Annotated in this window: 13 protein-coding genes and 1 tRNA gene; 5 read left to right on the top strand and 9 right to left on the bottom strand. The window is 67.0% G+C overall.

All coding sequences use genetic code 11. The annotated features are described in order from the left end of the window. Positions 1 to 4 precede the first annotated feature (4 nt). The 8 genes from SZ55_RS10790 to SZ55_RS10755 form a co-directional block, all read right to left on the bottom strand. Positions 5 to 760, bottom strand: a complete 756-nt coding sequence (locus tag SZ55_RS10790; RefSeq protein WP_044405407.1) for a substrate-binding periplasmic protein — start codon at positions 758 to 760, stop codon at positions 5 to 7. Positions 761 to 894: 134 nt separating this feature from the next. Then, complete coding sequence (locus SZ55_RS10785) at positions 895 to 1650, bottom strand: substrate-binding periplasmic protein (protein ID WP_044405406.1); 756 nt, start codon at positions 1648 to 1650, stop codon at positions 895 to 897. A gap of 134 nt (positions 1651 to 1784) precedes the next feature. Then, on the bottom strand, positions 1785 to 2555 hold the full coding sequence (gene hisF, locus SZ55_RS10780) for an imidazole glycerol phosphate synthase subunit HisF (protein WP_044405405.1): 771 nt from the start codon (positions 2553 to 2555) through the stop codon (positions 1785 to 1787). Positions 2556 to 2603: 48 nt separating this feature from the next. Then, entirely contained in the window at positions 2604 to 3341 is a 738-nt protein-coding gene (gene hisA / locus SZ55_RS10775; protein WP_044405404.1) for a 1-(5-phosphoribosyl)-5-[(5-phosphoribosylamino)methylideneamino]imidazole-4-carboxamide isomerase, read from the bottom strand. A gap of 40 nt (positions 3342 to 3381) precedes the next feature. Continuing rightward, positions 3382 to 3639, bottom strand: coding sequence for a DUF2164 domain-containing protein (locus SZ55_RS10770; RefSeq protein ID WP_044405403.1), 258 nt, complete (start codon positions 3637 to 3639; stop codon positions 3382 to 3384). Between the two features lie 4 nt (positions 3640 to 3643). Beyond that, entirely contained in the window at positions 3644 to 4282 is a 639-nt protein-coding gene (gene hisH / locus SZ55_RS10765) for an imidazole glycerol phosphate synthase subunit HisH (protein WP_044405402.1), read from the bottom strand. Beyond that, positions 4282 to 4875: an imidazoleglycerol-phosphate dehydratase HisB gene (gene hisB / locus SZ55_RS10760; protein WP_044405401.1), complete on the bottom strand. Its 594-nt coding sequence runs from the start codon at positions 4873 to 4875 to the stop codon at positions 4282 to 4284. Before hisB ends, hisH begins: the two co-directional genes overlap by 1 nt. A gap of 131 nt (positions 4876 to 5006) precedes the next feature. Then, the gene (locus tag SZ55_RS10755; RefSeq protein ID WP_044405400.1) at positions 5007 to 6665 is read right to left on the bottom strand and encodes an OFA family MFS transporter; all 1659 of its coding nucleotides are present in this window, start codon (positions 6663 to 6665) and stop codon (positions 5007 to 5009) included. A gap of 170 nt (positions 6666 to 6835) precedes the next feature. Between SZ55_RS10755 and SZ55_RS10750 the strand changes: the two genes are divergently transcribed. Continuing rightward, entirely contained in the window at positions 6836 to 7237 is a 402-nt protein-coding gene (locus SZ55_RS10750; RefSeq protein ID WP_044405399.1) for an acetyl-CoA sensor PanZ family protein, read from the top strand. Here SZ55_RS10750 and SZ55_RS10745 read toward each other — a convergent pair. Continuing rightward, on the bottom strand, positions 7234 to 8448 hold the full coding sequence (locus tag SZ55_RS10745) for a sterol desaturase family protein (protein WP_044405398.1): 1215 nt from the start codon (positions 8446 to 8448) through the stop codon (positions 7234 to 7236). The genes SZ55_RS10750 and SZ55_RS10745 overlap by 4 nt on opposite strands. A 195-nt stretch (positions 8449 to 8643) precedes the next feature. Here SZ55_RS10745 and SZ55_RS10740 point away from each other — a divergent pair, with 195 nt between their 5' ends. The 4 genes from SZ55_RS10740 to SZ55_RS10725 all read left to right on the top strand — a co-directional run bounded on the left by SZ55_RS10740 (position 8644) and on the right by SZ55_RS10725 (position 12340). After that, a complete protein-coding gene (locus SZ55_RS10740) occupies positions 8644 to 10854 on the top strand; it encodes an AsmA family protein (RefSeq protein ID WP_044405397.1) in 2211 nt (736 codons plus the stop codon). After that, positions 10851 to 11918 carry an A/G-specific adenine glycosylase gene (gene mutY / locus SZ55_RS10735; protein ID WP_044405396.1) on the top strand — a complete coding sequence of 356 codons (1068 nt, stop codon included), beginning with the start codon at positions 10851 to 10853 and terminating at the stop codon, positions 11916 to 11918. The genes SZ55_RS10740 and mutY overlap by 4 nt, the downstream gene beginning before the upstream one ends. Further along, a complete protein-coding gene (locus SZ55_RS10730) occupies positions 11915 to 12187 on the top strand; it encodes an oxidative damage protection protein (protein ID WP_044405395.1) in 273 nt (90 codons plus the stop codon). The genes mutY and SZ55_RS10730 overlap by 4 nt, the downstream gene beginning before the upstream one ends. A gap of 77 nt (positions 12188 to 12264) precedes the next feature. Beyond that, positions 12265 to 12340 (top strand) — tRNA-Phe (locus SZ55_RS10725). The last annotated feature ends 23 nt before the right edge of the window (positions 12341 to 12363 follow it).

Raw genomic sequence — 12363 nt, 5'->3', positions numbered from 1 at the left:
GTACTCAGAGGTAGTTCTTGGTCGCTTCCTCGACGAAGCCTTCGGCGCGCATCTGGTCCAGGGCCTTCTGCAGTCGCTCGATCACCTCGTCGGGGGTGTCCTTGTTGAAGGCCAGGTACAGCTCGACCTCGTTGAAGCGCAGCACGGTCTGCAGCCCGGTCACGCCTTCCTGCTTGGCGAGGTAGCGCCCCACCGGGTCGGTGGTCGCCCACAGGTCGATCTGGCCCTTCTCCAGCTTCTTCACGTTCTCCTGGTCACGCAGGGCGTTCTGCGGGCTCAGGCCCTGGCTCTCCAGGTACTGGCTGACGGCGTCGTTCTTGTAGGCACCGATGCGGTACTGCCCGGCGCTCTTGAGGTCCTTCACGCTCAGCGTGCTGCCCGGCGCGGCGAGCAGCACCCAGCCGCTCTTGGCCAGCGGACCGACCCACTTGAACTGCGGCTTGCGCTCTTCGGTGTAGGTGGTGGAGAACAGGCCGTAGTTGGGCTTCTCCTGGGTCAGGCGGTAAAGGCGGTCCCAGGGGAAGCGCAGGGTCAGGTTGTAGGAGATGCCGGCGCGCTTGAACATCTCGCGGACGATATCGGTGCTGATGCCGTCGATGCCGTCGTCACGGGCGAAGTTCTTGTCGTCGACCGCCATGTTGAAGGGCGGGAAGTTCTCGGTGAGCAGGACCACCTTGTAGTCGGCCGGCAGCTCGGCGCGAGCCGCCAGGGAGAGGGTGATCAGGCCCAGGGCCAGAAGAGGTCTGAATAGCTTGTGCATCGTTCTACCGCTCGCGTTGGTGTTGTGATTATGGCCAGCGGCATCCCTGCGTGGGCACGGTCCCACAGACGTTCACTCAGCCCGTCCTGCCATCCAATGGCAAGCGACCGGCTGTTGGGCCGGTCGCGAGGTTCTTACAGGTAGCTGTTGATGGTCTTGTCCACGAAGCCTTCGCTGCGCAGTTGCTCCAGGGCGTCCTGGAGCTTCTTGACCACCTCGTCCGGCACGTTCTTGTTCAGCGCCAGGTACAGCGGGGTCTGGTTGAAGCGCAGCACGGTCTTCAGACCGGTGATGCCTTCCTGCTTGGCCAGGTAGCGGCCAGCGGGGTCGCCGGTGGCCCAGAGGTCGATCTGGCCCTTCTCCAGCTTCTTGGCGTTTTCCTGGTCACGCAGGGAGGCATGCGCCTCGATGCCCTTGTCGGTCAGGGCCTGGTGGATGGCATCGCCCTTGTAGGCGCCCACCTTGTACTGCTTGGCCTGCTCCAGGCTGCTGACGCTGATGGTGCTGTCGCCACGGGCCAGCAGGACCCAGTCGTCCGGGCCGATGGGGCCGACCCACTTGAAGGAGGCCTCGCGCTCCGGCAGGCGGGCGGTGACGAAGATGCCGTAGTCGGGCTTCTCCTGCGCCAGCTTGTAGATGCGGTCCCAGGGGAAGCGCAGGGTCATGGTGTACTTGACCCCGGCGCGCTTGAACATTGCCTGCACGATGTCGACAGCGATCCCGTCGATGTTGTCTTCCTGGGCGAAGTTCTTCCCGTTGATCGCCATGTTGTACGGCGGGAAGTTCTCCGTCAGGAGCACCAGGGTGTAGTTCTCGTCCACTTCGGCGCGAACGGTCCCGGCCAGCACCAGGAGAGTGCTCGCCAGGGCGAGCAGGAGGCGTTTCGACATATGCAACTACCTTGTAAGGAGGATGGGTAAAACCAACGGGCCTGACCCCGGGTACAGGGTATCGGCCTCGGCTGCCCAGGCTGCGAACCGGATCACGGTTGCAGCCAAAGCATAAATGAAGGCAAGAATCGTGCTCAGCGCACCACGATGCCCCGGCTGGCCAAGTAGGCCTTCGCCTCCGGAACAGTGTATTCGCCGAAATGGAAAATGCTCGCGGCCAGCACCGCATCGGCCTTGCCGTCGAGGATGCCGGCGGCCAGGTGCTCGAGATTGCCGACGCCGCCGGAGGCGATCACCGGGATGCGCACACGCTCGCTGATGGCGCGGGTAACGCCCAGGTCGTAACCGCTCTTCACGCCGTCCTGGTCCATGCTGGTCAGGAGGATTTCCCCGGCACCCAGCTCTTCCATCTTCGCCGCCCAGGCCACTGCATCGAGCCCGGTGGGCTTGCGGCCTCCGTGGGTGAAGATTTCCCAGCGCGGTGTCTCGCCGGGCGCGGAGACCCGCTTGGCGTCGATGGCGACCACGATGCACTGGGAGCCGAAACGCGAGGCCGCCTCGCCGACGAACTCGGGGTTGAACACCGCGGCGGTGTTGATCGAGACCTTGTCGGCACCGGCGTTGAGCAGGTTGCGGATGTCCTGCACGGTGCGCACGCCACCGCCCACGGTGAGCGGGATGAACACCTGGCTGGCCATGCGCTCGACGGTGTGCAGCGTGGTGTCGCGGCCGTCGACGCTGGCGGTGATGTCGAGGAAGGTGATCTCGTCGGCCCCCTGCTCGTCGTAGCGGCGGGCGATCTCCACCGGGTCGCCGGCGTCGCGGATGTTCTCGAACTTGACGCCCTTCACCACGCGGCCGTTGTCCACGTCGAGGCAGGGGATGATGCGTTTAGCCAAAGCCATACTGGAATCCTCTGGTGCCGGCTGCGCCGCGCGCACCGTTGCGCGTGATTAACCCTTGTAGCTGTCGCAGAAGGCCTGGGCCTCGGCGACGTCCAGGGTGCCTTCGTAGATGGCGCGACCGGTGATGGCACCGATGATGCCGGGGGCCTTGGCAGCCAGCAGCTTCTCGATGTCGCCCAGGTTGTGGATGCCGCCGGAGGCGATCACCGGGATGCGGCTGGCAGCGGCCAGGGCCGCCGTGGCCTCGACGTTGCAGCCCTGCATCATCCCGTCCTTGGCGATGTCGGTGTAGACGATGGCGGAGACGCCATCGGCCTCGAAACGGCGGGCCAGGTCCACGGCCTGCACGCTGCTCACCTCGGCCCAGCCGTCAGTGGCGACGAACCCGTCCTTGGCGTCCAGGCCGACGATCACCTTGCCGGGAAAGGCCTTGCAGGCCTCGGTGACGAACTCGGGCTCCTTCACCGCCTTGGTGCCGATGATCACGTAGCTGACGCCGGCCTTGACGTAGTGCTCGATGGTTTCCAGGGAGCGGATGCCGCCGCCGATCTGGATCGGCAGGTTCGGGTAGCGCTTGGCGATGGCGGTGACCACCTCGCCGTTCACCGGCTTGCCTTCGAAGGCGCCGTTGAGGTCCACCAGGTGCAGGCGGCGGCAGCCACCGTCCACCCACTTGGCGGCCATGCTCACCGGGTCGTCGGAGAACACCGTGGAGTCTTCCATGCGGCCCTGGCGCAGGCGCACGCAGGCACCGTCCTTCAGATCGATAGCGGGGATAATCAGCATCGGTTCAACCTGTTCGAAGTCAGTGGAGTCGGCGGTGCGCTCAGGCTTTCTCGAGCGCCCACAAGTCGCTCTCGATGCTGTCGAACCTGTCTTTCAGGTGCGCCTGCACGTCGGAGATCGCCTTGTTGTAGAAATGCGGAGCGAATTCGCGGGCGAAGAAGTCCAGGACTTCCTCGGCCTCGAAGGAACCCAGCTCCAGTTCGAAGCGGTCGGCCATGAAACGCTTGATGGCCAGTACGGCGTCCTGGGTCTGGGTCGCGTCGAGTTGCAGGCTGGGGGCCTTCTTCCCGCGGCTCATGGGTTTACCAGCGGCCGTCCCAGGCGGCGAAGTTCTGCAGTAACTGCAGGCCGTGGGTGTGGCTCTTCTCCGGGTGGAACTGCACGGCGAAGCGCGAGCCCTCGGCCAGCGCGGCGGCGAAGTCCTTGCCGTAGTGGCCGCGACCGACCACCTGCTTGGGGTTGCCGGCCTCGATGTAGTAGCTGTGCACGAAATAGAAGCGCGCCAGGTCCGGGATGTTGTGCCAGAGCGGGTGGGCCACGCTCTGCTGCACCTCGTTCCAGCCCATGTGCGGCACCTTCAGCGGCTCGCCGGCCTCGGCCAGGTCCTTGCCGAAGAAGCGCACCTGGCCCGGGAACAGGCCGATGCAGTCGACGCCGTCGTTCTCCTCGCTGTGCTCCAGCAGCGCCTGCATGCCGACGCAGATGCCGAGGAACGGGCGGTCCTTGCTGACCTCGGCCACCAGGCTGTCGAAGCCCAGGCGGCGGATCTCGGCCATGCAATCGCGGATCGCACCCACGCCGGGGAACACCACGCGGTCCGCCTCGCGGATCACGCTGGCGTCACTGGTGACCAGCACACGGCCGGCGCCGACGTGCTCCAGGGCCTTGGCAACCGAGTGCAGGTTGCCCATGCCGTAATCGATGACTGCGACGGTCTGCATCAGAGCACGCCCTTGGTGGACGGCATCTGGCCGGCCATGTGCGGGTCAAGCTCGATGGCCATGCGCAGGGCGCGGCCGAAGGCCTTGAAGACGGTCTCGATCTGGTGGTGGGTGTTGTGGCCACGCAGGGTGTCGATGTGCAGGGTCACCAGGGCGTGGTTGACGAACCCCTGGAAGAACTCCTGGAACAGGTCCACGTCGAAGCCGCCGACGGTGGCGCGGGTGAAGGGGACGTGCATCTGCAGGCCGGGGCGGCCGGAGAAGTCGATCACCACGCGGGACAGCGCCTCGTCCAGCGGGACATAGGCATGGCCGTAGCGGACGATGCCCTTCTTGTCGCCAATGGCCTGGGCGAAGGCCTGGCCGACGGTGATGCCGACGTCTTCCACGGTGTGGTGGTCGTCGATGTGCAGATCACCCTTGCACTCGATGTCGAGGTCGATCAGGCCATGGCGGGCGATCTGGTCGAGCATGTGCTCGAGGAAGGGCACGCCGATATCGAAGCGGGCCTTGCCAGTGCCGTCCAGGTTGATCGAGACCTTGACCTGGGTCTCCAGGGTGTTGCGCTCAACGGATGCCTTACGTTCGGCCATCACCAACTCCGCAAAATCATTGGGCGAAAGGGGCGACATTATAGGCCGAGTTTTCCACAGGCTTGAAGCCAATCGGCGGAGGAAGCCGGGCGATGCCGGCAAGACGCCGACATCGCCCGGTGCAGGGACGATCAGCCGAACAGCGCGGCGGTCTTCTGCAGGGTGATCCACACACCCCAGGCCAGCGGCAGGCCGACGGCCAGCCAGGCAGCGATCACCAGCGGGCGGCTGGACGGGTCGGCCGACCACTCCAGCACCTGGGTGCTCTGGCTGGCGTCATGGCCGATGGCACGCTCGGCGGCCAGCTCGGCGTCGGTCATGAAGTACTTCGGCGCCACCGGGCGCACCAGCAGGTTGCACAGGAAGCCCAGCACCAGCAGGCCGGCGAGGATGTACAGGGTGATGTCGTACGCGGCAGCGCGCTCGACCCCCACGCTCAGCTGGTACTCGCGGATGTAGTTCACCAGCACCGGACCGAGGATGCCGGCGAAGGCCCAGGCCGTCAGCAGGCGACCGTGGATGGCACCGACCATCTGGGTGCCGAACAGGTCCGCCAGATAGGCCGGTACGGTGGCGAAGCCGCCGCCGTACATGGACAGGATCAGGCAGAAGCAGAAGACGAAGAACGCCACGCTGCCCAGGTGACCGGTCCAGGGCACCAGCGCGTAGAGCAGGAAGCCCAGGGCGAAGAACACGAAGTAGGTCGCCTTGCGGCCGATCAGGTCGGAGAAGGACGCCCAGAAGAAGCGGCCACCGATGTTGAACAGGCTCAGCAGGCCGGTGAAGCCGGCCGCGATGGCGGCGATCTGCGCCAGCTGCGCGGCGTCCAGCTCGTTGAAGCTCAGGTGGTTGCCGATCAGCTTGCCGCCGAACACTTCCTGCAGCAGGGGCGAGGCCATGCCGATGATGCCGATGCCGGCGGAGACGTTCAGGCACAGCACGGCCCAGACCAGCCAGAACTGCGGGGTCTTCCACGCGGTGTTCACGTGGACGTGGCCCTTGGTGATCATCGCGTTGTTGGCCTTCTTCACCGGCGCGGTCCAGCCCTCGGGCTTCCAACCGGTCGGCGGCACGCGGTAAGCCAGGGCGCCGCCCACCATGAAGATGAAATAGACCACCGCCATCACCACGAAGCTCTGCCACACACCGACGCTTTCAGCGCTGGCGAAGTGGTTCATCAGCTCGGCTGCCAGCGGCGCGCCGACCATGGCACCACCACCGAAGCCCATGATGGCCATGCCGGTCGCCATGCCGCGCTTGTCCGGGAACCACTTGATCAGGGTGGAAACGGGCGAGATATAGCCCAGGCCCAGGCCGATGCCGCCGATCACCCCCAGGCCGACCCACATCAGCCAGATCTGGTGGATGTAGACGCCGAAGGCCGAGATCAGCAGGCCACCGCACCAGCAGAAGGCCGACACCAGGCCGGCCTTGCGCGGGCCGGCGTGCTCCAGCCAGCCACCCCAGATGGCGGCCGAGCAGCCGAGGAAGATGAAGAACAGGGTGTAGATCCAGCCCAGCATGGAGATCGGCCAGTCACAGTCGCTGGAGAACACCTGGGCGATGAAGCTCATTTCCGGGGAGCAGGCCACCGGCGCAGTGATGCCGATGGCCTTGGACAGCGGCAGCCAGAACACCGAGAAGCCATAGGCCATGCCGATGCAGAGGTGGATGGCCAGGGCCGCCGGCGGCACCAGCCAGCGGTTGAAGCCCGGTCGGGCGATGGTGCGTTCCTTGGAAAGGAACGCGGGCCGGACGGCATCGCCGCCCAAGCTCAGGGTACTGCTCATTGTGTCGTTATCCTGTTTTTTTGATATGCACGCAGGTGGGTCGGGCGGTGCGCACAGTCTCCCCACGCACCGCCCACAAACTCACACTAGCAGGCGAAACAATCCCACGATGATTCGGCCTGCGGCGCGTATTATCCGGACCCCACCCCCTGGCCTCAACAAGGACACCCATGCCTGTCATCGTCGAACGCCCCACCCAGCTCAGCGAGCAGGACCGCACCGACCTGGGCCGCATCTACGCCGACGCCCCGGCCTGGCTGCTGCCGCCCTATGCCGACGCCGGGGACCTGGTGGCGCAAGGCCTGGCGGAGGGCCGGCTGCTGACCGGCCGCTTCAACGACCGCCTGCTGGGCGCCGCCCTGCTGCGCTGCGAACGTGACGCCTGGCGGCTCTCCCACCTATGCGTGCGCAGCGTCACCCGCCGCCGGGGCGTAGCCCGCCGCCTGCTGGACGAGGCCGCCCGCCTGGCCCGCGAGGCCGGCTGCGAACTGCGCCTGCAGGGCCCCCAGGACCATCTGGAGGCCCAGGCCCTGGCCGCCCGGCTGCACCTGCCCCTCGACCCGGCCTGCTAGGCCGGTGCCACCAGCGGGCGCTCCCGCAGCAACCAACCGAGCCAGAGCAGGCTGGCCAGGTGGAACCCCGCCAGCGCCCAGCCGACCCAGGCCGGGTCGCCCGCCCACAGCGCCCAGCCCATCGCCAGCACGGCCAGCCCCAGCTGCCGCGCGCCCTCCAGCCGGGGTGCCAGGCGCTGCCCGTCGAACAGCAGCCCCAGGCTCACGCAGCCCCAGAGGATCGCCAGCACCAGCAGCCAGGGTTCCCAGGCCAGGGCCTGGCGCACGCTGAGCAGAAACGCCAGCGCCAGCAGGTTGATCGCCAGGAACTGCGCCAGCGCATAACCCGTCAGGCTCACCCCGTGGCGCGGCTCATGGCGGGGCCCGTCCATCGACGGCCAGGGATGCTGGCGCACGTCCGCCGGGCGCCAGCCGGTGGGCATCCACCACAGCCGCAGCTTGTCCCACCAGGAGCGGGTCGCCCGCGCATCGGCCCACAGCAGGCGCCACCAGCTGAACTGCAGGCGCAGCGGGTCGAAGGTGCGCACCGGCGTGGTCACCCCGTACACCACCGGCTCGTCCTCCTCCTGCCAGGTGCCGAACAGCCGGTCCCAGAGAATGAACACCCCACCATGATTGCGATCGATGTAGCGCGGGTTCTGCCCGTGGTGCACCCGGTGCAGGGACGGCGTCACCAGCACCTTCTCCAGCCAGCCGAGGCGACCGATGTGCTGGCTGTGGATCCAGAACTGGTAGGCCAGCTGCACCCCGAGCAGCACCAGGAACAGCGGCAACGGCAGCCCCAGCAGCGCCAGGGGCAGGTAGAAGGGCCAGTCGAAGGCGGTCTGGAACGCGCCCTTGCGCAGCGCCGTCGACAGGTTGAAGTCCTCGCTGGAATGGTGCGGCTGGTGCGCGCCCCACAGCAGGTTGTAGCGATGCAGGGTGCGATGCGCCCAGTAGAAGCAGAAGTCCACCGCCACGAAGCCCCCGAGCCACACCCAGGGTGAAGTCGGGTCCAGCTCCAGCAGGCGCGCGTGCTCGTAGAGCCAGGCGTAGGGCAGCACCAGCAACAGGCGCAACGGCCCCTCCAGCACCACCCGCAGCACGGCGGTGTTGACGCTGGTGGCCGCATCGGCCAGGCGGTAGGTGGAACGCCCGCTGTGCCGCTCGTAGGCCAGCTCCAGCAGGATCAGCAGGATGTACAGCGGAAAGGCCAGCACCGCCACGTTCATGGCGCATCTCCCGTTCTTGTCGTTGTGCAGCGCAGCCTAGACCAGCCGCCGCCCCCGTCACGCGACGGCACGCGCCAGTCAGACGGGCCGCAGGCGCCAGCCCGGTGAACCGCCGCCACGTTTGGCCATCAAACAGCACAACCGCTGGCGCTATACTCGCGCCCTTCCTCCGGCACTCATCACAAGGACTCGTCCATGAAATCCATCGGCAAACTCCTGGGCCTGCTGCTCCTCGGGCTGTTGCTGATCATCGTGGCCCTGGGCTTCGCCCTGACCCACCTGTTCGATCCCAACGACTACAAGGATGAAATCCGCCAGATCGCCCGCGACAAGGCCAACCTCGAGCTGGACCTGAAGGGCGACATCGGCTGGAGCCTGTTCCCCTGGCTCGGCCTGGAGCTGCACGACACCACCCTGGCCAGTGCCGCCAGCCCCGACAAGCCCTTCGCCAACCTGGCCCTGCTCGGCCTCTCCGTGCGCGTCATGCCGCTGCTGCGCAAGGAAGTGCAGATGAGCGACATCCGCATCGAAGGCCTCGACCTGACCCTGGCCCGTGACGAGAAGGGCCGTGGCAACTGGGAAGACATCGGCCGCCCGGCCCAGGCCGCCAGCACGCCGGTCCCCGCCACCGAAGGCACCCCCGCGCCGGCGGAACAGCCCAAGCCCGCCGGCAACGAACGGCCGCTGAAGCTGGACATCGACAGCCTCACCGTCAACAACGCCCGCGTGGACTACACCGACGCCAAGACCGGCCAGCAGTACAGCGCCGAAGGCATCGAACTGACCACCGGCGCCATCCGCGAAGGCGCCGCCATCCCCTTCAAGCTCAGCGCCTTCTTCGGCACCAACAAGCCGGTGCTGCGCGCCAAGACCGAACTCACCGCCAGCCTGCGCTTCGACCACGCCCTCAAGCGCTACCAGCTGGAAGACGCCAAGCTCGGCGGCGAAGCCTCGGGCGAGCCGTTCAAGGGCAAGACCCTCACCTTCAGCGCCCAGGGCCAGTTGCTGGCCGACCTCGGCGCCAACATCGCCGAGTGGAACAGCCTCAAGCTCTCCGCCAACCAGCTGCGCGCACTGGGTGAACTGAAGGTCCACGACCTGGACAAGACCCCGCGCCTGGAAGGCGGCCTGTCCATCGCCCAGCTCGACCTGCGCGAATTCCTCACCGGCCTCGGCGTCGAACTGCCGGCCATGCAGGACGCCAACACCCTCAAGCGCTTCGAACTGGCCACCCAGCTCAAGGGCAGCCCCAGCGACCTCGCCCTGGAACAGCTGACCCTCAAGCTCGACGACAGCAGCTTCAGCGGCCGCCTGGCCGTGGCCGACATCGAGCGCCAGGCCCTGCGCGCCCAGCTCAAGGCCGACAAGCTCGACCTCGACCGCTACCTGCCGCCAAAGAAGAAGGACGACGCCAGCGCCCGCCAGGCCGAGATCCAGGGCACCGTCGCCAGCGCCGGCCAGGGCACCACCCCGCTGCCCGAGAAGCCCACCCAGCAGGCCTGGAGCGAAGCCCCGCTGCTGCCCCTCGACAGCCTGCGCAAGCTCGACCTGGAAGCCGACCTGGCCTTCGGCCAGCTGACGCTGGACAAGCTGCCGATCACCGACGCCCGCCTCAAGGCCCGTGGCAAAGCCGGCCAGATCACCCTGGAGCAGCTGCGCGGCGGCCTCTATGGCGGTGAATTCGACGCCAGCGCCCAGCTCGACGTGCGCAGCGACGTCCCCCAGCTCAGCGCCCGCAAACGCATCAGCCACGTGCCGGTGGAGAAGATCCTCAAGGCCCTCGACCAGAAGCCGCCGGTTCGCGGCGCCCTGGACCTCAACGCCGACCTGCGCACCCGTGGCAACAGCGAGAAGGCCTGGATCGACGCCCTCAACGGCACCGCCAGCTTCGTCCTCAACGACGGCGCCCTGCTCGACGCCAACCTGGAGCAACAGCTCTGCCAGGGCATCGCCCTGCTCAACCGCAAGACCCTCACCACCAGCTACGAAGGCAAGGAAACCCCCTTCCAGGAACTGCGCGGCAGCCTCACCTTCACCAACGGCGTGGCCAGCAACCCCGACCTCAAGGCGCGCATCCCCGGCCTGACCCTCAACGGCAATGGCGACGTCGACCTGCGCGTGCTGGGCATGGACTACCGCGCCGGCATCGTCATCGAAGGCGACAAGAGCGCCATGGCCGACCCGGCCTGCCAGGTCAACCAGCGCTACGTCGGCCTGGAATGGCCGCTGTACTGCCGCGGCCCGCTGGAGATCGGTGCCAAGGCCTGCCGCCTGGACAAGGACGGCATGGGCAAGATCGCCGCCAAGCTGGCCGGCGACAAGCTCAGCGAGAAGCTCGAAGAAAAGCTCGGTGACAAGGTCAGCCCGGAACTCAAGGACGCACTGAAGGGGCTGTTCAAGCGATGACACCCGAGCAGTTCTCCAGCGCCGTACTCGCCTGGTACGACCTCCACGGCCGCCACGACCTGCCCTGGCAACAGGGCATCACCCCGTACCGGGTATGGGTCTCGGAAATCATGCTGCAGCAGACCCAGGTCAGCACCGTGCTCGGCTACTTCGACCGCTTCATGGCCGCCCTGCCCACCGTACGCGACCTGGCCGAGGCGCCCGAGGACGAAGTCCTGCACCTGTGGACCGGGCTCGGCTACTACACCCGCGCGCGCAACCTGCAGAAGACCGCGAAGATCGTCATGGAGCGCCACGGCGGCGAATTCCCCCGCGACGTCGAGCAGCTCGCCGAGCTGCCCGGCATCGGCCGCTCCACCGCCGGCGCCATCGCCAGCCTGTCCATGGGCCTGCGCGCCCCGATCCTCGACGGCAACGTCAAGCGCGTCCTGGCCCGCTACGTCGCCCAGGAGGGCTACCCCGGCGAACCCAAGGTGGCCAGGCAGCTGTGGGCCGTCGCCGAGCGCTTCACCCCCCACGAACGGGTCAACCACTACACCCAGGCGATGATGGACCTGGGGGCCACCCTCTGCACCCGCAGCAAGCCCAGCTGCCTGCTCTGCCCCCTGCGCGAAGGCTGCCAGGCCCACCTGCTGGGGCTGGAGATCCGCTACCCGGTGCCCAAGCCGCGCAAGGCCCTGCCACAGAAGCGCACCCTGATGCCGATCCTGGCCAACCGCGATGGCGCCATCCTGCTCTACCGGCGCCCCTCCAGTGGCCTCTGGGGCGGCCTGTGGAGCCTGCCCGAGCTGGACGACCTCGACGCCCTCGCCCCCCTGGCCACGCAGCACGCCCTGCAGCTCGGCCAGGCCCGCGAACTGCCCGGCCTGACCCACACCTTCAGCCACTTCCAGCTCGCCATCGAACCCTGGCTGGTGCCCGTCGAGGGCAGCCACCGCGAAATGGCCGATGCCGACTGGCTCTGGTATAACCTCGCCACCCCGCCGCGCCTGGGCCTGGCCGCTCCGGTCAAGAAGCTGCTCAAGCGCGCCGCCGACGTATTGAATGCAGGAGATTCGCCATGACCCGTACCGTCCAGTGCCGCAAGTACCACGAGGAACTGCCCGGCCTCGACAAACCGCCCTACCCCGGCGCCAAGGGCGAAGACATCTTCAACAACGTCTCGAAGAAAGCCTGGGAAGAGTGGCAGAAGCACCAGACCATGCTGATCAACGAGCGTCGCCTGAACATGATGAATGCCGAGGATCGCAAGTTCCTCCAGGCCGAGATGGACAAGTTCCTCTCCGGCGAGGAATACGCCCAGGCCGAGGGCTATGTCCCCCCGAGCGCGTAAGCGCCCGTAAAGGCTGAAAAATTTTTTCAGGACACGCTTGACTCCCCCCTTCGAAATCCGTTTAATAGCGCCCCGTTGCCCAGGTAGCTCAGTTGGTAGAGCAGGGGATTGAAAATCCCCGTGTCGGCGGTTCGATTCCGTCCCTGGGCACCATCTTTAGTTTTCAGGCAATGCCT

Source organism: Pseudomonas sp. FeS53a (assembly GCF_000931385.1).
Taxonomy (GTDB): Bacteria; Pseudomonadota; Gammaproteobacteria; order Pseudomonadales; family Pseudomonadaceae; genus Metapseudomonas; species Metapseudomonas otitidis.
Note: the sequence above shows the minus strand (reverse complement) of the source record. Positions and strands in the feature narration are given on the sequence as shown.